Source organism: Psychroflexus planctonicus, from assembly GCF_014640195.1.
GTDB lineage: Bacteria > Bacteroidota > Bacteroidia > Flavobacteriales > Flavobacteriaceae > Psychroflexus > Psychroflexus planctonicus.
Genome location: NZ_BMGM01000009.1, coordinates 38,062 through 60,832, shown reverse-complemented (window position 1 = coordinate 60,832; position 22,771 = coordinate 38,062). Strand labels below are relative to the sequence as shown.

The 22,771-nt window shown below is 34.0% G+C and carries 18 protein-coding genes; 9 read left to right on the top strand and 9 right to left on the bottom strand.

Annotated features, from left to right (window positions below; genetic code table 11):
- Positions 1 to 111: 111 nt before the first annotated feature.
- The gene (locus tag IEV72_RS10400; protein ID WP_188459050.1) at positions 112 to 2,502 is read left to right on the top strand and encodes a TonB-dependent receptor; all 2,391 of its coding nucleotides are present in this window, start codon (positions 112 to 114) and stop codon (positions 2,500 to 2,502) included.
- A 16-nt stretch (positions 2,503 to 2,518) separates the two neighbouring features.
- On the opposite strand, the gene IEV72_RS10395 is transcribed toward IEV72_RS10400, so the two are convergent.
- Genes IEV72_RS10395 through IEV72_RS10380 form a run of 4 tightly spaced genes read right to left on the bottom strand, consistent with a single transcriptional unit; the run spans position 2,519 to position 7,159 of the window.
- Positions 2,519 to 3,508: a DUF4837 family protein gene (locus tag IEV72_RS10395; RefSeq protein ID WP_188459049.1), complete on the bottom strand. Its 990-nt coding sequence runs from the start codon at positions 3,506 to 3,508 to the stop codon at positions 2,519 to 2,521.
- Positions 3,509 to 3,559: 51 nt separating this feature from the next.
- A complete protein-coding gene (locus tag IEV72_RS10390) occupies positions 3,560 to 3,964 on the bottom strand; it encodes a response regulator (protein WP_188459048.1) in 405 nt (134 codons plus the stop codon).
- A 59-nt stretch (positions 3,965 to 4,023) separates the two neighbouring features.
- Positions 4,024 to 6,390 (bottom strand): GumC family protein, encoded by a 2,367-nt coding sequence (locus IEV72_RS10385; RefSeq protein WP_188459047.1) that lies wholly within the window; start codon positions 6,388 to 6,390, stop codon positions 4,024 to 4,026.
- Between the two features lie 7 nt (positions 6,391 to 6,397).
- Positions 6,398 to 7,159 (bottom strand): polysaccharide biosynthesis/export family protein, encoded by a 762-nt coding sequence (locus tag IEV72_RS10380; RefSeq protein ID WP_188459046.1) that lies wholly within the window; start codon positions 7,157 to 7,159, stop codon positions 6,398 to 6,400.
- A 159-nt stretch (positions 7,160 to 7,318) separates the two neighbouring features.
- Between IEV72_RS10380 and IEV72_RS10375 the strand changes: the two genes are divergently transcribed.
- The gene (locus IEV72_RS10375; protein ID WP_188459045.1) at positions 7,319 to 8,854 is read left to right on the top strand and encodes a glycine--tRNA ligase; all 1,536 of its coding nucleotides are present in this window, start codon (positions 7,319 to 7,321) and stop codon (positions 8,852 to 8,854) included.
- A gap of 343 nt (positions 8,855 to 9,197) precedes the next feature.
- Here IEV72_RS10375 and IEV72_RS10370 read toward each other — a convergent pair whose 3' ends face one another.
- The 4 genes from IEV72_RS10370 to IEV72_RS10355 form a co-directional block, all read right to left on the bottom strand.
- The gene (locus IEV72_RS10370) at positions 9,198 to 9,713 is read right to left on the bottom strand and encodes a hypothetical protein (protein ID WP_188459044.1); all 516 of its coding nucleotides are present in this window, start codon (positions 9,711 to 9,713) and stop codon (positions 9,198 to 9,200) included.
- 149 nt (positions 9,714 to 9,862) lie between these two features.
- Positions 9,863 to 11,215, bottom strand: a complete 1,353-nt coding sequence (gene mgtE, locus IEV72_RS10365; RefSeq protein ID WP_188459043.1) for a magnesium transporter — start codon at positions 11,213 to 11,215, stop codon at positions 9,863 to 9,865.
- Entirely contained in the window at positions 11,196 to 12,041 is an 846-nt protein-coding gene (rsmA, locus tag IEV72_RS10360; protein ID WP_188459042.1) for a 16S rRNA (adenine(1518)-N(6)/adenine(1519)-N(6))-dimethyltransferase RsmA, read from the bottom strand. The genes mgtE and rsmA overlap by 20 nt, the downstream gene beginning before the upstream one ends.
- Entirely contained in the window at positions 12,034 to 12,348 is a 315-nt protein-coding gene (locus IEV72_RS10355) for a DUF4286 family protein (RefSeq protein WP_188459041.1), read from the bottom strand. Before IEV72_RS10355 ends, rsmA begins: the two co-directional genes overlap by 8 nt.
- Before the next feature lie 452 nt (positions 12,349 to 12,800).
- On the opposite strand from IEV72_RS10355, the gene IEV72_RS10350 reads away from it, so the two are divergent.
- From IEV72_RS10350 to IEV72_RS10335, 4 genes are all read left to right on the top strand, one after another.
- Complete coding sequence (locus tag IEV72_RS10350) at positions 12,801 to 13,010, top strand: type II toxin-antitoxin system HicA family toxin (protein ID WP_188459040.1); 210 nt, start codon at positions 12,801 to 12,803, stop codon at positions 13,008 to 13,010.
- A 4-nt stretch (positions 13,011 to 13,014) separates the two neighbouring features.
- Positions 13,015 to 13,407 carry a helix-turn-helix domain-containing protein gene (locus tag IEV72_RS10345; RefSeq protein WP_229731886.1) on the top strand — a complete coding sequence of 131 codons (393 nt, stop codon included), beginning with the start codon at positions 13,015 to 13,017 and terminating at the stop codon, positions 13,405 to 13,407.
- A 185-nt stretch (positions 13,408 to 13,592) separates the two neighbouring features.
- Positions 13,593 to 14,486: a S66 peptidase family protein gene (locus tag IEV72_RS10340; protein ID WP_188459039.1), complete on the top strand. Its 894-nt coding sequence runs from the start codon at positions 13,593 to 13,595 to the stop codon at positions 14,484 to 14,486.
- Positions 14,487 to 14,497: 11 nt separating this feature from the next.
- Positions 14,498 to 14,860 (top strand): YraN family protein, encoded by a 363-nt coding sequence (locus IEV72_RS10335; protein WP_188459038.1) that lies wholly within the window; start codon positions 14,498 to 14,500, stop codon positions 14,858 to 14,860.
- A 303-nt stretch (positions 14,861 to 15,163) separates the two neighbouring features.
- Here the strand turns inward: IEV72_RS10335 and IEV72_RS10330 are convergent, their stop codons facing one another.
- Complete coding sequence (locus tag IEV72_RS10330; protein WP_188459037.1) at positions 15,164 to 15,937, bottom strand: prohibitin family protein; 774 nt, start codon at positions 15,935 to 15,937, stop codon at positions 15,164 to 15,166.
- A gap of 339 nt (positions 15,938 to 16,276) precedes the next feature.
- Here IEV72_RS10330 and IEV72_RS10325 point away from each other — a divergent pair, with 339 nt between their 5' ends.
- The 3 genes from IEV72_RS10325 to IEV72_RS10315 all read left to right on the top strand — a co-directional run bounded on the left by IEV72_RS10325 (position 16,277) and on the right by IEV72_RS10315 (position 22,770).
- A complete protein-coding gene (locus tag IEV72_RS10325; protein ID WP_188459036.1) occupies positions 16,277 to 16,435 on the top strand; it encodes a hypothetical protein in 159 nt (52 codons plus the stop codon).
- A 248-nt stretch (positions 16,436 to 16,683) separates the two neighbouring features.
- The gene (locus IEV72_RS10320) at positions 16,684 to 19,497 is read left to right on the top strand and encodes a helix-turn-helix and ligand-binding sensor domain-containing protein (protein ID WP_188459035.1); all 2,814 of its coding nucleotides are present in this window, start codon (positions 16,684 to 16,686) and stop codon (positions 19,495 to 19,497) included.
- A gap of 234 nt (positions 19,498 to 19,731) precedes the next feature.
- Positions 19,732 to 22,770, top strand: a complete 3,039-nt coding sequence (locus IEV72_RS10315; protein ID WP_188459034.1) for a SusC/RagA family TonB-linked outer membrane protein — start codon at positions 19,732 to 19,734, stop codon at positions 22,768 to 22,770.
- The last annotated feature ends 1 nt before the right edge of the window (position 22,771 follow it).

Below are 22,771 nucleotides of genomic sequence, written 5' to 3'. Positions count from 1 at the left end.
AAGCTGCAGCTTTAGATTGTATTACTCCTGTTTATCATCGTGGTATGCAGGATTTTTAATTTTTAATAACAACCAGAATAATGGCCCCTTTTATTCGTAAAATATTTACGAATGAAAACCTTATTTAAACTGGGCTTGTTACTTTTATTTGCCGTACAAGCCAACGCACAAATTTACCAAGTAAGCGGTAAAGTTACTGACCAAGATGTTCCGCTCTCCGATGTTAGCGTTCATGCCAAAGGAAGTTCAACAGGAACCTACACCAATGCTGAAGGAGAATATCAACTTGAACTTTCTAAAGGAAAACACATTTTAGTTTTTTCATTTGGAAACAAAAAGGAAGTTCAACTAGAATTAACGGAAGATACCACACTAAATGTTGATTTAGCCGATGCCATGGAATCTTTAGAAGAAGTAATGGTAAGAGCAGTTCGAGTAAATGCAGACTCACCGATTACCCACTCCAACATTACAAAAGAAGAAATTAAAGAACGTAATTTGGGTCAAGATATCCCCATTTTGCTCAATTTTTTACCTTCGGTAGTTTCTACTTCCGATGCTGGAAATGGAGTAGGTTACACCGGAATTCGCGTTCGCGGAAGTGATGCTTCCCGAGTAAACGTTACCTTAAACGGAATTCCGTACAACGACCAAGAAAGTCAAGGTACGTTTTGGGTGAATTTACCCGACTTTGCATCTTCAACAGAAAATTTACAATTACAACGTGGTGTAGGAACTTCAACTAACGGCTCAGGTGCTTTTGGAGCGAGTTTAAACATTTTGACTGATGGAATTTCAGAAGAAGCTTATGGAGAAGTAGGCAATTCATATGGTTCTTTCAACACTAGGAGACACAATGTGAAATTCAGTACAGGTTTGCTTCAGGATAAAATTGAAATATCAGGAAGATTATCTAATATTGAGTCGGATGGATACATCGACCGTGCTTTTTCAGATCTAAAATCCTATTTCTTACAAGGTGCATACCGAGATGAAAATACCTTGATTAAAGCAGTAGTTTTCGGTGGTCATAACATTACCTATCAATCTTGGTTTGGTATTGATGCGGAGACTTTAGCAACCGACAGAACTTTTAATCCAGCTGGACAATACACTGACGAAAATGGAGAAACTCAGTTTTACGACAATGAAATTGATGATTACAAACAAGACCACTACCAATTGCATTGGAATCAGAAATTTGATAAAAATTGGTCGTCTAATTTGGGCTTGAATTATACTTACGGTCGCGGTTATTTTGAACAATACCAAGAAGATGCAGATATGGCTTTTCACAATATTGGACCAATACTTGTTGGAAATGAATTTGGAAATGTATTCATAGATGAAACCGACTTGATTCGCAGACGTTGGCTAGATAACGATTATTACGTAGTAAACGGAAATGTAAACTATACCGACAATGCCTGGGACATTACTGCTGGGGGTTTCTACAGTTACTACACCAACGATCATTTTGGTGAAGTAATTTGGGCTAGGTTTGCGGGTCTTTCAGAAATACGAGATGAATACTACCGTGGAAATGGAACCAAAACAGAAGTTACTGTTTTTACCAAAGCTACACATCGAATCAATAATCAATGGAGTGTTTACGGAGATGTGCAAGGAAGATTCATCAATTACAAAACCACAGGGCTTACTTCAGATTTAGAGAACTTGTTGGTCGATCAGGATTTTAATTTCTTCAACCCCAAAGCAGGAGCAACTTTTCAAGCAGACCAAAATAATCAGTTGTATGTTTCTTATGGAAAAGCGCAGCGCGAACCTAGAAGAACCGATTTTGAAGAAGGCATTACCGATGCAGAAAAGTTAGACGATTATGAATTGGGTTGGCGTTTTGCAACTCCAAATGTAAGTGTAAACACCAATTTGTATTATATGGATTACCAAGACCAAATGGTCTTAACTGGACAACTCGATGATGTTGGTGCACCCATACGAGAAACTTCTGGCGAAAGCTACCGATTAGGTCTAGAAATTGATGCTGAAATAAAGTTCAGTAAAAAATTTAGCACCCGACCAAACTTAGCTTTAAGCCGAAACAAAAATGAAAACTTTTCTGCTGAAATTGATGGTGAGTTAGTAGATTTAGGAACCACAAACATTTCGTTTTCCCCTGAAATTATTGCGGGCAACATGTTGATGTTTCATCCTACTGAGCAATTTCAAATCGGTTTGCTTACCAAATATGTTGGCGAACAATACATGGGTAATATAGATAGTGAAGTTTCTAAATTAGATGCTTTTTTCACTAACGATTTGAATATTGTTTATGAACTAAAAAATGTAGGTTTCTTCAAATCCATTTTATTCAATGGTTTAATCAATAACATTTTTGATGAAAAATTTGTTTCCAACGGATACTTTTTCACTTATGAAGATGATTTTTCTAATCCAGGAACAGTAACTACTGTTGAAGGTGCAGGATATTATCCACAAGCTGGAATTAACTTTTTAATAGGAGCTACTTTTCGATTTTAAAAAATCAATTTAAATTTTAGTCTTCGGTAAATTGAAGCGATTTCAATATCGCTTCAATTTCGAAGATTTGATCGCGTTTGGAATACGAAGGTCTAAATACAAAACCTTCAGCCATAAGATAGCGATCATTTGCTTCGTCTTTGATAGCATAAGTTAAAAAAGGACCAGCCATAAAAGCACCTTTTACTTCCCAAGTGCCTTTAATTTCGTAAGCTTTTCTGCCTCTAAATTTTATTTCATTAATATAGGGAGCAAAGGCTTCTTCAGTAATCATATGTTGACCTTCTGAAGGTCCAGGAATGTGTTGTTCTCCAATAGAATCTCTGATGTTGATGACGTTGCAAATTACGTCTTTATCGTTTTCAATTGCATGTATAGGAACTTCGTAAATGGTGAGTTCCATGCTTCCATGCTTGATGTCTTTTCGCATCCAAACAAAGTCTTTTTCTTCTTTCGCATAACGGTAAGCGGTCGGAAATTGAAGTTTTACTCCTAAATTGGAAGTTAAGGGCGCATCATCTTTTAGCGACTTGCTAATTCTTCTTAGTTGCTCTTTGATTTCTGTTTTTTGAAATTTTCTGATAAACAAATCGCCATTTTCTTCTAAATGCTCAATAATTCCCATTTTTGATTTTCCAGAAACAACAATTCCAGTTTGTGGCTTTGCAAAAGAATCGATTAAAAAAGTATGTGATGGTTGAGAATTATTTAGTTCAATTTTTATGAAGGTTCTGTTTTTTCTTGCAAAACCAGTAAATGCATTTGGAGGTATTTGATTGATGTTAAAAAGCGGTTCTTGCTGAGGTAAACCGTCTACATTAGCAGCAAATATTTTTCTGAGTTTTTCACCAATCATTCCATTCCAATCTTCATTTTCAATGACGATATTTATAGAGTTTAAATTTCCAGAAGAATCGCTAGCAGAGCTTGTTTTTTGATTCTTAGATTTTTCACCACAAGAAAATAAGAAAATTGAGCTTAAAACTAAAAACAGTAATGGTCTCATGTTGTTTGAATTTATTTTAATCTAAGTAATAAACCAATTATCGTTCCAAACTTACTTTTTAAACAGATGTTTTAAGTGTTTATTAGATTTTAATGCTATTAGGTTATCTTTTGTAACGGGCTTTACTAAATAATCTACAACGCTTTTATATTCAAAAGCGTTTTCCTTATCTCGTAAATCTATAGATGAAGTTACAACAATTACATGTACGTTTTGAGATGGTTTATTTTCACCAATTTCGTCTAGAAATTCCCAGCCACTGATATAAGGCATATTTATATCTAGAAAAATAACTACTTCATCTTTCAAGGTATTGTTGCTTTTGAAATAGTCTAAGGCTTTGGATGCATCTTCAAATTTTAATGACACATCAGAGAAGCCACTCATTTGCATCATTTTTTCTTGGATGAACAAGACCATTTTATCATCGTCGATTACCATTACATCAAAATCCATTTACTATATTTTAACCTACTAATATAAAAAAAATGTAAATCAAGATGAATTTACTTTAGTTACTGCCAGAATTTAAGCCGATTTCGCTTAGCCATTGTATCTGTTTGGTAGCCATAACCATATCCATAATTATATGCATAAGCACCGGAGTTTTGCACACCATTAAAAATAATCCCAATGTTGAGTAACTTTTTACTGTCGCTAATTTCTTTTAAATGTTCTAATAGCTGTATATCGGTATAGTTAGCTCTAATAGTATACAAAGTTATATCTGCATATTTTGAAATAAGCAAAGTATCGGTTACAAGAATTGTTGGTGCAGTATCAACAATAATGTAATCGTATTCTTTTTCTACTTCTTTAATGAATTCTTCAAAACGATTTCCAACTAAAAGTTCGGAAGGGTTTGGAGGAATATCACCAGATAATACCACATCTAAATTAAAATCTTTTAGAGGCTTGTGTATAATTAATTCTTCTATAGTTGTGTTTTCATCGTATAAATATTTACTTAATCCAGCACGGTTTTTGTTGACATTTAGGAAGCTATGGATTTGAGGGTTTCTTAAATCTGCTCCAATTAATAAACATTTAGACCTAGTGGTGCTTATGGTAGCAGCGAGATTAACCGAAGCAAATGTTTTTCCTTCTCCCTTCATTGTAGAAGTTACAAAAATAACTTTGGAGCCTTCATTGTTTAGCCCCATGAAATTCAAATTAGTTCTTAAAATTCTAAAGGATTCAGCTAATGAATCTGTCGAGTTTTTACGAATTAAATTCTCTTGATTTTTATTGAGTAGTGGAATTTCTCCTGCGATAGGAATATTTGGCAGAAAAGATTTAATTTCATCTTTGTCATTAATTTTTGTGTTTAGCAAGAATTTAATGTACAAAACACCAAAGGGTAAAATGAGAGATAATAGAAAACTACCAAGCAGTACTATCTGAGATTTTGGACTAACTGGAGTTGGGTTTGTGTATGCGTAATCTACTACTTTTGCAATATCAGACATAACTGCAGAAGACAAAGCTGCTTCTTCTCTTTTTTGAAGCAAGAAAACGTAAAGGCGTTCTTTTACAAGTTGTTGCCTTGTAATTTCTCTAATTCTTTTTTCTTTTTCTGGAAGTACATTTATGTTAGAACGAGTTTCACTTTCTTTTCGGTCTATTCTTCTTTTAGAAATTTCTAGTCCAGTTTGGTAAGCATCAATAGAACGAAGTATACTTTGTTTTAGGTTAAGCAAGGTTTTATTTATTTCCTGAATAACCATGGATTGCTCTGTTGAAGAAACTAAAATACGCTGGCGTTTTAAAACTAAGTCATTGTATTTTTCAAGCCCAGCATTTAACTCACCATCATCCAACCCAAAATTAGCAGGAAGAAGCTCAAAATCGTTCATTTTATCTAAACGTTCTTTAAGTGCTTCAACTAGTAAGAGTTGATTCTCCACTCTAAATGCTTCAGCTTCAGCTTCAGTGTTTTTAGTAAATAGTTCTGTAGCTGTAGCTTCAATAGTAACAATATTACTTCCTTTTTTAAAGTCGACTAAATTGGTCTCAACTGTATCTAATTCTTCATATAAAAACTCTAATCTTTCTAAAGCAAAGTCTTCAGTTTGCTCTGCAATTTTTCGGTTATCGTCTACACCATCTTTGTTAAACTGAAATATGAGATTATTGATAATGGCTTCGTTTCGATTTTTGTTTTCGCCATTCATACTAACTCTCAAAATTTCACTACGTTCGCCTACATTTTCTACGTTAACTTTAGCCGAAAGGGCTGATACTGCTCGATCTAATCCTGTGTGACTAAATTTGAATAATTTTTCTTTTGAAGTTTCTTCTAAATCTCTATTTTCTTTAGTTAGCACTCTAAAGCTGTAATCTTCAAACTCAATTAAATCACCAAACTGAAAAGTTCCTTTAAAATCAGATTCAGGTTCAAATATTTTAAACTCAGTATCATTTAAGATGGTTAGTTCAAATTGAGGCGTACTTTTATTTGTATCTAAATTCCATATTATTTCAAAAGGAGTTTCTTCGTCCCAAATTAAAAAGGATTTTATAGTTCCTTGACTGTAAAAAGCTGTTTGTAGGCCTAAATTTTGAATAACATTTTCAGCTAATCTTCTTGATTTTAAAATTTCAGCTTCGTTATCTAAATTTACTTTACTTAGGTCTATTAAAGGGGAAGAACCCTGAAAGCCAGTCATATCAATTCCGCCTTGGTCTTTTAAAACCTTTATTTTTGCATTGGTCTGGTAAACATTTGGTGTGTAGCGTAAATAAATAAAAGCCGAAGTAATAAAAATAATGGCTGACAAAATAAATACAGGCCAGTAGCGTAGATATTTAATCAATATTTTTTTGATGTCTTCTGCATCATTCCTTTCAAGCTGTTGTGTATTTTGTGATTGATTTTCCATCATGAGGTTAGCGACTTAAAATTACAACGGTACTTAGAATAATCGAGAAAACTGAAATAACCGTTCCAACATTTCCTATGAATCCAGCAGATTTAACTCGAGGATCATTCGGTTCAACGTAAATAATGTCGTTTTGTTTTACGTAATAAAACGGGGTATCCATCCAGTCAGTTTGTGTTAAATCAATTCGTTTAACCACGCGTTCGTCTCCATCGTGTCTAATAATAGTTACATTGTCCCTTCTTCCATTTATAGTTAAATCTCCGGCCATGCCAAGCGCTTGTGGTAGTGTAATGTTTTCTTCAATAATTTCGTAGGTTCCCGGCATTCTAACTTCACCTTGAACGGTAAATTTATAATTTAATAAAGTAACTTTTATGTTTGGATTCTTTACTTCATCTTTTACAGCTTCTTTAATAATATCTTGGGCTTCAGTTGTGGTTTTACCTTTTAAGTAAATTTTCCCTATTTGAGGATATTCAATATAACCTTCTGCATCTACAATATAGCCTGTTAAACGCATGGCTTGAATTTGTTGCATCTGCATTCTTCCTTCTCCACTTTCAAAAGAAAAAGGTGCGACAGACTCAGGATTTAGTGAAGTAAGTTTAATATTGAGAATATCGTTAACTTGAATTTTTTGATGTGAATTAATTTCTGGTAAAGGAGAAAACTCTTTATCATCAATATCTTGGTAGTAGGCAATTTCTTTTCGGGTTGCGCAACCTACTAAACTCAAAGCGAGTAGGATTAGAAATAATTTTTTCATACGGCAAATATACTGTATTCTATGAAATGCAAAATTTAAAGCTTTATTTTTTATAAATAAGTCTAACTTTAACATCATAGCTCAAAATTATGCCTTAATTTTTAGTAAAACAGCTTTTTATATGGCGTTTTTAAAACTTCATTTTTATACTTTTGCGCCATGGCAAACAATCAAGACAAATTCAAACAAGTAATTGCTCATGCAAAAGAGTATGGGTATATTTTCTCTTCAAGTGAAATCTACGATGGCTTAAGTGCTGTTTACGACTACGGACAAAATGGAGCAGAACTCAAAAATAACATCAAAACCTATTGGTGGAAAAGCATGGTGCAACTCCATGAAGAAATTGTAGGCTTAGATGCAGCTATTTTGATGCATCCTAAAACTTGGAAGGCTTCAGGTCACGTAGATGCATTTAACGACCCATTAATCGATAACAAAGATTCCAAAAAACGCTATCGAGCAGATGTGTTAATTGAAGACTATTGCGAAAAGTTGGAGCAGAAAGCGCAGAAGGAAATCACCAAAGCTAAAAAACGTTTTGGCGATGATTTTGACGAAGAGCAATTTGTAAATACGCATCCTAGAGTGGTGAAATACCGCAGCCAGCAAAAAGAAATCATGCAACGTATGGCCAAATCTTTGGATGCTGAAAACCTTGCCGATGTAAAAAGCTTAATTGAAGAATTGGAAATTGCTTGCCCTGAAAGTGGTTCTAGGAAATGGACAGACGTAAAGCAATTTAATTTGATGTTTGGCACTAAGCTTGGCGCTTCAGCCGATTCTGCTTCAGATTTGTATTTGCGTCCAGAAACCGCACAAGGTATTTTCGTGAATTTTGCTAATGTGCAAAAAACAGGAAGAATGAAAATTCCTTTTGGTATAGCTCAAATAGGAAAAGCTTTTCGTAATGAAATTGTTGCCCGACAATTCATTTTCCGCCAACGGGAATTTGAACAAATGGAAATGCAATATTTTGTTCGACCAGGCGATGAACTCAAATGGTTTGAATACTGGAAAGAACAACGCCAAAAGTGGCATCAGTCTCTTGGACTTGGGGAAGAAAACTACCGTTTTCACGATCATGAAAAATTAGCACATTACGCGAACGCAGCAACCGATATTGAATTCAACTTCCCATTTGGTTTCAAAGAACTGGAAGGAATACATTCTAGAACGGATTTCGACTTGAAAGCCCATGAAAAAATGTCGGGTAAAAAGCTTCAATTTTTCGATCCTGAACTCAACAAAAACTATGTTCCGTACGTAATTGAAACATCCATAGGATTAGACAGAATGTTCTTAGCGGTTTTTGCAACGGCACTACAAGATGAAGAGTTGGAAGATGGTTCAAGCAGAACAGTACTCAAAATTCCTTCTATTTTAGCACCAGTTAAAGCGGCGGTTTTTCCTTTATTAAAAAGAGATGGTTTACCTGAAATTGCCCATGAAATTGTAGATCAATTAAAGTGGGATTTCAATGTAACTTATGATGAGAAAGATGCAGTTGGAAGACGTTACCGCCGTCAAGATGCAGCGGGAACACCTTTTTGCATTACCGTTGACCACGAAACCAAAGAAGATGGTTGCGTGACCATCAGACACCGCGACACCATGGAGCAAAAGCGAGTAAAAATTGAAGAACTCAATGCTATTATTGCTAAAGAAGTAAGCTTTAAAAATTGGATGGGGTAGGTTTTTGAAATACTATCATATTAGCTCTCCGAAGTTTGCAACTTCGGATTTGTAGTTTGTTTTTCAAATCCAGTGTTTTTTTTAATCTGAAGCAAACATATTAACAAGTTAGCGTGGATTTCAAATCCGCGACATGGGCTAACTACACTATAAAAGTGAAATTTCAAACTTCATCCAGCAAGGCTTTTTTTTGAAGTTTATATCTACAGATTTTTGTTTTTTAGTAGTTTATGTGCGAAGTTTTAAACTTCGCATAGTTTGAAATTAAGATTTTTCTATGTCACATGTTTCATTATAATATTCCACTATTTCGTAAATGTGTCTCTTTTTGAATTCTTTATTTTCAATTTTTACTTACTAAATCAGGACAATCATTAAAGAAACTTGGTCCTTTTACTTTTAAACTATTATCTGCAAAGTGATCTGAAGATAATAAAATCACTTCATCATCTTGTTCACGCTTTACATAATGGGCAACTAAGGTTTGCTGATACATTCCTATATTTTGCCCCATAGCATTATGGTTCACTGTCCATGTGTTTATGTAAAGACTAACTGGACCAACTATTTCTTCTTCTAAAAGTAAATATTCTTTTGTTCCTTTAACTTTAAAAGATTTAAATTTTACTACATCATTCTGACTGATTCTCTTTTCTACATAATCAATATCTGAATAATAAATTTTTTTTGGTTCTTCATTCTTACTTTCTTTGACCAATAAATATTCCTTATCCTGTTTCATAAGAACTGGCTTTTTAGAACCATTTTGTGTTTTTACAAAAGCAATTTCATAAGCTGTTCCACATGAATAAAAAGAAATTAAAAATAAAAAGCTCAATAAAAGTATAAATCGCTGCATCTTTTATGATTTAAATTAGAGAACAATAATACTTTATTGCTAGATATTTAAAACCTACAAATATTTATATTTTAAAATTATTTACTTTCAAAATAAATATTTGGTGATTTTATTTTTATCGCTTAGGTGCATATTTATGAACCTCGAATTTAAAACCCCAGAATAAACTTAGCAATCGTAAAGAAAATAAGCAAGCCAAAAATATCATTGCTTGTAGTAATAAACGGACCAGTGGCTAAAGCAGGGTCAATTTTGTAGCGATCTAAAACAATGGGAACTACTGTCCCGATAAACGAAGCAATTAAAATCACACTGATCAAAGAAAGCGAAACCGTAAGCCCGATAATGTAAGGATGTCCCAATAAAAAATGCGAACTCAAAAACAAGATAATCGCTAAAATAATTCCGTTGAGTAAACTCAAGCCTAATTCTTTAAAAAGTCGCTGAAAAACTGAACCGCTCAAGGTTCCATTGGCTAAACCTTGTACAATAATGGCAGAAGATTGTACGCCTACGTTTCCCGCCATGGCAGCAATCAAAGGAATAAAAAAGAACAAAACGCCAAATTGATCCATTGCAGACTCAAAAGTACCGGCTACTTTCACAGCTACAAAACCACCGAGTAAGGCTAAAATTAACCAAGGTAAACGCGCTCGAATCATTTGTGGAATAGAAGCACTGGTATCGATATCTTCCGAAATACCTGCCGCCATTTGGTAATCTTTATCGGCTTCTTCCCGTACAAAATCCAAAATATCATCAATGGTAATTCTTCCTACTAATCGATTCATTTCATCCACTACAGGAATGGCTTCCAAATCGTATTTTTGCATTACTCTAGCTACTTCCTCTGCTTCTGTATGTACATTTACAAAGTCTACCTTGTCAATATACACATCTTCAATATGGGCATTGCTGGGTGCGGTAATCAAATCTTTTAAGGAAAGTCTTCCTTTTAATTTGCCCTTATTATCTACCACATAAATAGAATGTACGCGGGTAACATTTTCAGCTTGTGCACGCATCTCTGCCATGCAGCCGGTAATGCTCCAATTTTCGTTTACTTTAATCAGTTCTTTCGCCATTAAACCACCTGCGGAATCTTCATCATAGCGTAAAAGTTCTTTAATGTCTTTGGCAAGTTGCTCATCTTGCAGGTTGTTGATTACCTGCTCTTTTACTTCTTCGGTTAATTCTGAAATGATATCGGCCGCATCATCCGTGTCCATTTCACGAATTTCATTGGCAATTTCCTTCGCATTAAGGTTGTTCAGAATTTTCTCCCGATCGTTTTCGTCCAGTTCCATCAAGACTTCCGCGGTCTTGTCGCTGTCCAACAATTTGATGATGTAAGTAGCTTCGTCTAAATTGAGCTCATCCAGAATTTCTGCAATATCCGCGTGGTGCAAATCTTCAAAATGCAAAAGCAGTTCTTGATTGTTTTGTTCTTCAATCAAAAACTCAATCTTCTCGATTAATTCTTTAGTGAGTTGAAATGGCATCGGCTTCAATTTTTTGCGTTAAGCTAACAAATTCGCTTACTGAAAGCTGCTCTGGACGTTGCGCAAAGATAGCATCTTCTTTCAATTCAACTGATAAATCGAATTTTTTTAAGCTATTCCGCAAGGTTTTTCTACGTTGGTTAAAGGCGGTTTTTACCACATCTTTAAACTGTTTTTCATCGCAATCTAAGCTAAAATTGGCTTTTCGCTTCAAACGTAACACCCCGCTTTCCACTTTAGGTGGTGGATTAAAAGCGCCTGGTTGTACCGTGAACAAATATTCCGCTTCGTAGTAAGCTTGACTCAAAACCGACAAAATTCCATATACTTTGGAGCCTGGACCCGCACAAATGCGTTGCGCCACTTCCTTTTGAAACATGCCTGAAAATTCAGGGACAAAATTCCGCAACTCTAGCATTTTAAAAACAATTTGCGACGAAATATTGTACGGATAATTCCCAATAATAGCAAATTGCCCATCGCCCAATTCTGTAAGTACATCCATTTTTAAAAAGTCGGCTTCCTTCACTTCAAAATTCTCAGATGTAATTTCTGCTTCGTGGGTTTCTTTAAAAGTAGTATTCAAATATGCAATCGATTCGCGGTCTACATCCACAGCAATTACGCGCTTGTATTTGCCAATCAAAAATTGCGTAAGCACACCCATTCCTGGACCGATTTCCAACACGGTTTCGTAGGATTTTTCGGTAAGTGTATCCGCGATGTTTTGAGCAATGGCCAAATCCTTCAAAAAATGCTGTCCCAAATGTTTTTTGGCACGTACATTTTCACCAGATACTTCTGTTTTATGATATTTCTTACTCATGCTGCTCGTCTATGATTTCCAATTCCGTTCTAAAAGCCACAAACTTTCCTTCAAAAACCTTGCTCTGCTTGCGCAATTCGGCTGCATCTTCTTGGTAGTAGGCATCCAAGGTGGCTTTGTTTCGCGTGGTATACTGCACCGAATAGGTTACGCCGCCCATGGGTTCTTCTACATTCACCCGAGAAAGTAAAGCTTTGGTAAATTTCCCAGTATTCAACATGGCTGGAATATGCTCTTTTTGCATCCAATCTAGCCATTGTTGTTCAACCCCTTCCTGAATATTGATGGTTACATTATATATGTACATAGTTTATTGTTTTGGGCGCAACCCCGATGAATAATCGGGGTCGGGCAATTCGCTTTTACGCTTCAAAATGCGCCTTGTTTTTATAGCTTTTTGCCGGGCTTCTAAAGTCGCCCACAAAAAGCTTAAAAACTACAGCACATTTTTGCAGGGTAACCGCTACTTTCCCTTGCGCAACTGCAAAACTAACCAAAAGCTTCAGAAGTAAGGATAAACTTATGTCAATTAGTGAAATGTGTATTCATTTTTAAAAATAATCTTCATATAAAACATAATTCGAATTTCAACTCGTACATAAAACCCAGAAAAAGAATTTATTACGAAAATTCTATATTTGTTTTTATATAAATTATTAGTTGTAGCAAATACTGAAAAAATCGGTTTTCAAAATAAAATCACTTGCCTAAAAGTAAATAATAATTTACTTTTGAATTATATTTGAAAAGAGAAACTCAATGAAATGTTCCAAACTTTATAAGATTTTGACTAAAGACGGTTGGTATCCAGTTTCTCAAAAAGGTTCACATGTGAAAACCTGCCCGTCCGTCAGGCGGGTGCATCACGAAACAAAAAAAGGGATAATTATATTTCCGAATCATGGAAGCCAAGAAATGGGTAAAGGATTGGAAAAGAAAATACTTAAAGACGCTAAAATTAAATTATAAGATAATGGTAAATAAGAAAATTATAATGACTGTTGAGAAAATTGAAACAGGTTTTTCTGCATATGCAGTAGATTATCCAATTTTTACAACAGGAAAATCAATTCCTGAATTGATTAATAGTGCATATGAAGCGACTGAATTTTACTTTGAAGATAAAAAGGTAAAAGTAGATGCGAATGATATTCGATTTGAAATTGACTTTAAACAATTCTTCAAATATTATAAAGTAATAAATTCAAAATTCCTTGCTGAGAAAATCGGAATGAACGCTACCTTGCTTTCTCAATATGTTTCTGGGACTAAAAAACCATCACCGAAACAAACCGAGAAAATACTTAGCGGAATTCACCAAATTGGACAAGAATTATCTGGAATTAATTTACTGCAAACCGCATAACAGAATATGGGAGGAATTGCTAGAACAGCTTATAAGTTGATGGTAGATTTTGTGCTGATCCGAAAATGAAAAAGAGCGAAAGATTGAAACAACAGAATGACAATGCAATTCAACAGATAAATTCTCTGATTAGCAACACTCAAATAAAACAACTTGGCAGGAAACAATAATAAATTGACTAACCAATGAAAACACCACCCAACCTAAAAAAAGGAGACTGCATTGCCATTGTAGCAACGGCAAGAAAAGTAAATTTAAACGATTTACAAGATGCGATACAATTGGCAGAAAGTTGGGGTTTGCAAGTGGAAATTGGAAGTAGCATTGGCTTGTCAAACAATCAGTTGGCGGGAACGGATGCAGAACGAGCAGCCGATTTTCAAAAGCAAATTAACAACCCAAAAATAAAAGCCATTTGGTGTGCCAAAGGCGGTTATGGAAGTGTACGAATTTTAGATTTAATCGATTTTTCTCCTTTGCAACATCAACCAAAATGGATTGTTGGCTATTCGGATGTAACTGCTATTCATGCGCATTTACAAAATCTTGGTATCGCGAGTTTACATGCGCAAATGCCAGTTGGGATTGCGAGTAAATCGAATGCAAGTGCTTCCACTTTACGCGGAGTTTTGTTTGGAGAGCAACAGGTGTATACTTTCCGAAATCATTCGTATAATGTTACTGGGGAAGTTGCTGCTCCCTTAATTGGTGGAAATTTATCGGTATTGTATTCGCTTTGCGGTTCAAAAAGTTTTCCGCAGCAAAAAAAGGTAATTTTACTCTTTGAAGATTTGGATGAATACTTGTACCACATCGATAGAATGATGCAAAATTTAAAACGAAATGGTCTTTTCTCCAATTTATCAGGCATCATCATTGGTGGAATGACGGAAATGAATGATAACGAAATTCCTTTTGGTTCAACCGCAGAACAAATTATTCAGGAATATGTTGGCCACTTAGCTATTCCGGTTGCTTATGGCGCACCTTTTGGGCATCAATTTGAAAATTTAGCGCTTCCGTTAGGGAAAACCATTCACCTGAAAGTGGATAAAGACAAAAGTGAAATTCAATTTTAAAAACTTCAGCTATGGCAGAACACAACGAATTGGGCAAAAAAGGAGAAGATTTAGCCACTAACTTTTTATTGAAAAAAGGCTATCAGATTTTAGAAAACAACTATCGATTTTTGAAAGCGGAAGTAGACATTATAGCTTTAAAAGGAGATACTTTAGTTGCCGTAGAAGTAAAAACCAGAAGCACGCCCGAGTTTGGCGACCCGCAAGATTTTTTAAAACCACAACAAATTAAACGCCTAGTAAAAGCCGTTGACCACTATGTAAACGAGTGTGATTTGGATGTAGAAGTTCGTTTTGATGTGGTGGCGATTATCAAAAACAAAATGGGTACGCGCATTGAACACTTGGAAGATGCCTTTTTGTATTTCGATTAATTAGGGTCTGCTGAAAAAGTCAGAAATGAATTAAATTCTAGGCACAGCAAGGTGGATAGTACTATAGTACAGCAACTTTGCTGTAACGAAGAAGTTGATTTATTTCTGGCTAACAAATCTCAGCTTTATATTTATAGATTCAAGTGCAAAGTATTCTTAATTTTTCTTCACAAAAGCTTGCACTTTAAAAACCTTATGTCTTCACAAGCATTTATAAGTCAAATAATTTGTGTTTTTCAGTAGACCCTAATCAAGAAAGCCCAACCTAAAGTCGGGCTTTCTAAAATAGATGAAGGTTGATGCTTACTCTCCCACCATAATAGGTGATTTTCCATCGGTGATAATCACTTTAGCGTTATTGGATTGGCTCAATTCTCTAAATGCTTCAATGGATTGGTATTGTATCAATAAAGGACTTAAGCCTTCGTTTATAATGGCCTGTGCGTCGCGAATACCTTCTGCTTCGGCTCGTTTTCTATCGGCTTCTTTGATTTCACGTTGTACAATGAATTCCATTTCTTGAAATTGTTGCTCTGCTCTCAATTTGTCTTCTATAGCAGAAGATAAGCGTTGAGGTAAGTTGATGCTCTTCATTAAAACCGTTTGTATTTCAAATCCTTTTTCGCCTAAAACTCTATTCATTTTATCTTGTATAGAACGCTCAATCTCGTTTCGTTTTAAACTGTGCATGTCTTTTGCAAAATACTCTGCTGAAATATTAGCAGCCGATGAGCGTAAGGTATTTATTAAGACATTACGTTCATAATCTTTGCCAATATCGCTAATTATTTTAGGGACTTGGTCGCGCTCTAAATTGTACAATACCGAAACTTCTGCGGTAATGGTAAGTCCTTCTTTAGAAGGTAACAACAAAACTTGTTCAATATTCGTGGTTCGGATAGGAACTTTTACATAAGTGGTTGTAAATGGATTAAAAAATCGAATACCTTGGTCTACTACTTTATCGTTTAATTTTCCTAAACGTTGCTTTACGCCAACTTCTCCCGGCCTAATTACGGCACAACTTGTTACAAGAATTGCAGATAGTGCAATTCCAAGAAATGTTTTTGGTTTCATATCAATTGTTTTTAAGATTTAATTGTCGATAAAACAAAAAATATACCAATAAAGTAACAATATGCTATTTTAAGGTTTTTTTGTGAAGTGATTATTCAACTTTTGTTCAATTTTTTCAACTATTCAATAAGAGCATATCAAGTTGAAAAATTATTCAAATTCTTTTAGTCTTATTTTAAAGTTGAATAGATATTACATTTTGGCTTTGAATAGAAATCCAAGTAAAGATTTTTTGAAACCCAATGAGTTTCAATTGTAGATGATGCTGGAAATGTTAATCAAAATTTCGAGGATTTCAGCAAAATTAGAGACTACCGAATCGGAGATGAAATTTGGTTGGTGGAGAAAAAGCGCTTCACTAGAATAGATGCTTCGTCTTTTGAAATTCTTGAAGATATTGAATTCAAAAGGAAAGAAAATGTATTTTTTAGTCCTTCAGGCAATTACTTTATAAAATTAAACCAAGATGGCAATGCAATTTCAATGTATTATATGTAAAAGCTTCAATATTGTACAAGAACACCAATAAAAAGCCAGTTTAAACAACTGCTTTTTTTGAACTTTTGCCTTTAAAAACTAATAGAGAGCTCATCTATTTCAATAATTTTTGAAACAAATTTTTGGAGAAATTAATTAGGATACATTATATCCTTTTCAGTCTCGTATTTGTTTTCCTTTTTTATTACTATATTCACTTAACAATTAAAATAATCTAATAAATTGCATTATTTTATAACCAAGTGAGAATGAAAGACAACTTTAAAACATTTTACTTTACTACTATTATATTTTTATGTTTAGTAATTTTCATCTGTAGTATTCAAGGTCTTTTTGCACAAGAATTACCACCTGTTTCTAAATATTCAACAGAAATTTATGGAGCAGATAATCAAAATTGGTCGATTACTCAAACGCAGGATAAAGACATTTTTTTTGCAAACAGCAAAGGACTTTTAAAATTTGACGGAGAAAAATGGGACTTATACAGTTCTCCAAATAAAACCATTCTACGTTCGGTTTTTGCTGAAAACAATAGAGTTTATAGCGGTGCTTATATGGAATTTGGGTATTGGGAAAAGAAAGCGAATAACCAATATGAATATTCTTCTTTATCTGAAGATTTAGAGTTAATTGAAGATGAACAATTTTGGAAGATAGATAAAATTGACCAATACATTGTTTTTCAATCTTTAGATGCTATTTATTTATACGACTCAACTTCAAATACGTTTGATGTAATTTCTTCAGAACAAGGAATTAGTAAAATGATGATTATAGATAATTTGCTGTATTATCATAAAATAAACGAAGGGATTTTTAAACTTGTTAACGGAGAAGAAGTACCTGTAAATACAACTGATTTTTTCAAAAATAGTTTAGTTGTTAATATGTACAAGTTACAGAATGAGCTTTATGTACAAACCCAATTTAATGGCATAATTAACCTGGAAACCAATGATAATTACCTGCCTAAAAACTTTTTAGAAACTTGGCCGAATTTATCGGTTTACAATAGTATACAAGTAGACAACGGAGACATTTACTTGGGTACCATTTCTCATGGCTTAATGAAACTTTCTGAAGGAGAAATCCAATTTCATTTAAACCAACAAAACACTTTAAGTAATAACACCGTTTTAAGCTTATTTGAAGATACAGAACAAAATATTTGGCTTGGTTTAGACAATGGTATTAACTCTGTTAATGTTGCATCTAACATAAAAATATTCAATGATGGAAATGGTGATTTAGGAACTGTTTATGCTTCTATAAACCATAAAGACACAATTTATTTAGGAACAAACCAAGGCTTGTTTTTCCAAGATAAAGAAAGCGGAACATTCAAATTTATTGAAGGAACAAAGGGACAAGTCTGGTCTTTATTCGAATTTGAAAATAGCCTATTCTGTGGTCACAACTTAGGCACTTTTGTTATCAATAATAATCAGGCAAAGCTTTTAAACAAAAAAATGCAGGGAACTTGGTTATTTAAAGCTATAGATGAAAATACCATTGTTTCAGGAAATTACAATGGATTGCATTTGTATAAAAAGGTAAATGAAGAATGGCTTTATCAAAATAAGATTAAGGGATTTAATATTTCAACAAAATATTTTGAGTTTTTAGATCAAAACAGCATTTTGGTAAATCATGAATACAAAGGTATTTACAAGCTTCAGTTAAACGATAGCCTGACTGAAGTGCTTTCTTTTGAAAAAGATGTATCGGTGCCAAAAGGTCTTTTTTCATCAATTATTACCTACCAAGATAAGGTCTTATACGCTTATAAAAAAGGAATTTACGCATATAATACCACCAAAGAAAAATTTCAAAAAGACAGTACACTATCCAGTATTTATGAAAATAACGAATATACATCAGGAAGGCTGGTAAAGACTTCTGATGGAAAAGTGTGGGCTTTTTCTAAATCAGATATTGCTATTCTTTCTCCAAGTTCTTTAAAAGATAAGTATATTTTAGATAATATTCCCATAAATCACGACAGCAGACACCAGATTTCAGGATACGAAAATGTTAGCCTAGTAGGACCAAACACATACTTACTAGGTAGTAGCAATGGTTATTTAAAATTGAAACTAAATAGTTTTGAGCGACCCAAACCAGAAGTGTTTTTTACAGATATTTTTTCGAAATCTAAAGACAATGAAAATATTGAATCGGTTGATGAGGAACCAAGAACCTTTAAAAAATCAAAAAATTACCTAGACTTTCATTTCACCACGTATAATTACAATTCCATTTTTAAAAATGAATACCAGTATAAGCTTGAAAATTATAATAATTGGAGCAATTGGTCAACCAATAGCAATATAAGTTTCAAAAATTTACCTTACGGAGATTACACTTTTAAAGTCCGCTCTAGAATAGGGAAAGATAATGTTAGCGAAACTATTAGCTATGCTTTCACTATTCAAAAGCCAGCTTATCTAACCAATGAAATGATTGGTTTTTATGCTTTGATATTATTAATTATAATTCTTATTGTTCACTTTGTATATAAACAATACTATAAGCAACAGAAAAAAAAGCTACAAGAAAAGGCGAATCAAGAATTAGAGCTTAAAGAACTTGAAGCTCAAAGAAAAATAATGCGAATCAATAACGATAAACTCAAACAAGATATTGAAAATAAAAATCGTGAATTAGCCATATCTACGATGAGTTTAATTAAGAAAAATGAGTTTTTAGCTGCCATTAAAACAGACTTGAAACAAGTAAATGTTAAAGATCAGAAACTTGAAAAGGTTTTAAAAACTATTAATAAAAACCTTAATAATTCAGACGATTGGAGTTTCTTTGAAGAAGCCTTTAATAATGCAGATAAAGATTTCCTGAAGAAAATTAAATCTAAACATCCTTCATTAACTCCAAACGATTTACGTCTTTGTGCATACCTAAGATTAAACCTTACATCTAAAGAAATAGCTCCTTTGTTTAATATTTCAACAAGAAGCGTAGAAGTTAAACGCTATCGTTTGCGTAAAAAAATGGATTTACCACGAGAAGCAAGTTTAACCAATTACATTTTGGAGATATAATTTAACATTTAACAGGCTAAAAACTATACATCAGTACTACATCGTTAAAGGAAAAAATTTTTATTTAAAAATAATTTTAAGGTTATTTTTGTATTAAAACATTAATAAACAAACACTTAAAAACTATACACGGTCTTTTTTTATAATAACTATCACGTTGTAGATTTTTTGTATTACTGTTAATTGATATTATAATAACAAAGTAATCTACTTTTACTTAAAATCGTAATAATTATGCTCAAAAATTATTTATTCATTGTTTTTTGCATCATGAGTTTAAGTATGTCTGCTCAAACCATAGATATCAGTGGTACTGTTATAGATGGAGGTAGCCAGATTCCACTTCCAGATGCTAATGTACAAGTAGAGGGCACCGAGAAAGGTGCATCTACAGATTTTGATGGTGTTTTTACACTTACTGGAGTTCCTTCAGATGGTACTTTAGTAGTGTCTTACTTGGGTTTTGTAACCCAGAAAATACCGATAGATGGTAAAACCACTTTTGAAGTTGTTCTTCAGCCAGATACTGAAGCACTAGAAGATGTGGTTGTAATTGGTTATGGGCAGTCTTCTAAACGGAATATCTCAGGTTCTGTTTCTAAAGTAGGTGCAGCTGATATTAAAAAGTTAGATCCCATTAATGCCGCTCAATCTTTACAAGGTACTGCGGCCGGTGTAAATGTAACTCCACAAGGGGGTTCTCCTGGTGCAGAAGCGAATATCCGTATACGTGGTGTAGCTACAAATGGAGACGCAAGCCCATTGATTATTTTAGACGGTTTTCAGTATGATGGTGGTTTAAATTCAATTAACCCACAGGATATTGAAAATATTACTGTGCTAAAAGATGCACAAGCTGCAATTTATGGTACTATTGCTTCAAATGGGGTTATTTTAGTAACCACAAAATCAGGAAAACGCAATCAAAGTGCAAAATTTGAATACCAAACCTATTATGGTTTTCAAGAAACAACCCGTGAACTTCCTTTATTAAATGCTACTGAATATGCATTATTACTTAACGAAAGTTATGCAAACTCAGGTCAAACATCACCAATTCAAAATTTATCAGGTTTAGGTCGTGGTACAGATTGGCAAGATGAGATATTTGAAGTTGCTCCAATTATGAACCATAACTTATCCATTCGAGGTGGTTCAGAAAAGACATCTTACAGCTTTAGCGGATCACTACTTGATCAAGACGGTATTGTTGGTGGTGATAAGTCGAGTTTTGTACGTAAAACAGCATCTTTATCTATTGATACAGATTTAAATGACAAACTGAATTTTAAAACAAAATTATTCTACACAAATCAGGAAAGCAAAGGATTAAACACCTTTGGTTTGGGTTCAGTTTTATTTAATGCCATAAACATGGCGCCAACCATTGGAGCTGGAGTAGATAATTTAGATGGTGAAATTGATTTGGGTAATGAAGTAGTAAACCCCATAACTCAAATTAGAAATACATACAACGAAAGTGTAAATAATCGCTTGAGCGGAACAGTGCAGGCAACATACGATTATGCAGACAATTTAAATATACAAGCTAGACTGGGTTTTAATAGAAATGGAACAGAATTTAGAGAATTCATACCCGTTTTTAATTATGGTCCCGGAAAAGTATTTAACCGCTTAGAAGACAATTTAGTTAATCAAAATAAAATTATAAACAACGATTATACTTTCGATTTATTCAATACCTACTCAAATACATTTGAAGATATACATGATGTAACTTTTTTACTAGGTATGACGGTTTATAAATCTTTTGGCGAAGGACTTTTTGGCTCTAGAACAGGCGTGCCATCAAATTCTTTCGATTTTGCTGACATTGGAACTGCAACAGGAGCTGGAGAGAATAATACGGCAGGTTCTTATGCATACGATGTGAGAAGACTTTCTTATTTTGGAAGATTAGAGTACACTTTAGACGATAAGTATTTGTTTTCAGCAATGTTAAGAAGAGATAGCTCTACGCGTTTTGGACCGAATAACAGAGTTGGATATTTCCCATCTATCACTTCAGGGTGGATTATTTCAGATGAAAACTTCTTTCCACAATCAGACAATATTGATTTTCTAAAACTTAGAGCTAGTTATGGAATTATGGGTAATGATAGAATAGGAGATTTTCTATATTTATCCTTATTAACTGGTCAAGCTACTTATGCTAATGGAGAAGATGGTTTAGTAAATGGTATTGCTCAGGGGCCAATTCCTAATCCAAATGCGCAATGGGAAGAAGCTGTTAAAACAGACTTTGGTCTAGACTTGAGATTATTCAATAATAAAGTGAACTTTACTTTTGATTATTACAGAAATGATACAGACAAATTATTAATTTCAAATATTCCAGTTTCAGGTATTTTTGGTTCATCCGCACCTGGAGCATCATCACCAACTATAAATGCTGGAAAAGTAAGAAATCAAGGTTTAGAGTTTGAATTGAATTATTCAGATAATATAACAGACGACTTTTCTTTTGGTGCAGGCTTTAATATTGCCACCATACAAAATGAAGTTTTATCTATTCGTGGAGCAGATTTTGTTGAAGGTGGAGCATTTGGTGTAGGTCAACCATTGCCATCAAGAATGGAAGTTGGCCAGCCAATAGGGTATTTTTACGGTTTGCGTACTGATGGTATTTTCCAAAGCCAAGCAGAAGTTGATGCACATCCATCTCAAGCAGGTTTAGGAGCAACCGCACAACCCGGAGATATTCGATATGTAGATAGCAATGGCGATGGAGTAATAAATGCAGATGACCGAGTTAAAGTGGGTAACCCAATTCCAGATTTTACATTTGGTTTCAACTTAAGTTTGAACTATAAAAACTTCGACATGAATACGTATGTATTCGGAAACCTTGGAAACGATATAGTTAGAAACTATGAACGTGATCAGCCTAATGTGAATCAATTAGGATATCGTCTAGACCGTTGGACAGGTCCAGGAACAAGCAGTACTGTGCCTAGAGCTACAACTTCGGCTACCGCTAACAAGGTTTTCTCAGACTTCTTTGTAGAAGATGGTTCTTTTGCTAGAATTCAAACTATTGCTTTAGGCTACACCTTCGAAGAAAACCTGCTTCAAAAAATTGGACTCAAGCAGCTAAGAATATACGGAAAGATAGATAACGTATACACATTCACAGATTACACAGGCTACGATCCAACTGCTTCAAGTGGAGCGCCAATTGGTAGTGGTATAGATTTCGGGTTTTATCCGTTACCTAGAACTTACATTGTAGGACTAAATGCTAATTTCTAAG

What these genes read in the sequence shown, in the direction of transcription:
- IEV72_RS10400 (WP_188459050.1), top strand. Translation starts at nt 112, where the DNA reads ATGAAAACCTTATTTAAACTGGGCTTGTTACTTTTATTTGCCGTACAA.
- IEV72_RS10395 (WP_188459049.1), bottom strand. Translation starts at nt 3,508, where the DNA reads ATGAGACCATTACTGTTTTTAGTTTTAAGCTCAATTTTCTTATTTTCT.
- IEV72_RS10390 (WP_188459048.1), bottom strand. Translation starts at nt 3,964, where the DNA reads ATGGATTTTGATGTAATGGTAATCGACGATGATAAAATGGTCTTGTTC.
- IEV72_RS10385 (WP_188459047.1), bottom strand. Translation starts at nt 6,390, where the DNA reads ATGGAAAATCAATCACAAAATACACAACAGCTTGAAAGGAATGATGCA.
- IEV72_RS10380 (WP_188459046.1), bottom strand. Translation starts at nt 7,159, where the DNA reads ATGAAAAAATTATTTCTAATCCTACTCGCTTTGAGTTTAGTAGGTTGC.
- IEV72_RS10375 (WP_188459045.1), top strand. Translation starts at nt 7,319, where the DNA reads ATGGCAAACAATCAAGACAAATTCAAACAAGTAATTGCTCATGCAAAA.
- IEV72_RS10370 (WP_188459044.1), bottom strand. Translation starts at nt 9,713, where the DNA reads ATGCAGCGATTTATACTTTTATTGAGCTTTTTATTTTTAATTTCTTTT.
- mgtE (WP_188459043.1), bottom strand. Translation starts at nt 11,215, where the DNA reads ATGCCATTTCAACTCACTAAAGAATTAATCGAGAAGATTGAGTTTTTG.
- rsmA (WP_188459042.1), bottom strand. Translation starts at nt 12,041, where the DNA reads ATGAGTAAGAAATATCATAAAACAGAAGTATCTGGTGAAAATGTACGT.
- IEV72_RS10355 (WP_188459041.1), bottom strand. Translation starts at nt 12,348, where the DNA reads ATGTACATATATAATGTAACCATCAATATTCAGGAAGGGGTTGAACAA.
- IEV72_RS10350 (WP_188459040.1), top strand. Translation starts at nt 12,801, where the DNA reads ATGAAATGTTCCAAACTTTATAAGATTTTGACTAAAGACGGTTGGTAT.
- IEV72_RS10345 (WP_229731886.1), top strand. Translation starts at nt 13,015, where the DNA reads ATGGTAAATAAGAAAATTATAATGACTGTTGAGAAAATTGAAACAGGT.
- IEV72_RS10340 (WP_188459039.1), top strand. Translation starts at nt 13,593, where the DNA reads ATGAAAACACCACCCAACCTAAAAAAAGGAGACTGCATTGCCATTGTA.
- IEV72_RS10335 (WP_188459038.1), top strand. Translation starts at nt 14,498, where the DNA reads ATGGCAGAACACAACGAATTGGGCAAAAAAGGAGAAGATTTAGCCACT.
- IEV72_RS10330 (WP_188459037.1), bottom strand. Translation starts at nt 15,937, where the DNA reads ATGAAACCAAAAACATTTCTTGGAATTGCACTATCTGCAATTCTTGTA.
- IEV72_RS10320 (WP_188459035.1), top strand. Translation starts at nt 16,684, where the DNA reads ATGAAAGACAACTTTAAAACATTTTACTTTACTACTATTATATTTTTA.
- IEV72_RS10315 (WP_188459034.1), top strand. Translation starts at nt 19,732, where the DNA reads ATGCTCAAAAATTATTTATTCATTGTTTTTTGCATCATGAGTTTAAGT.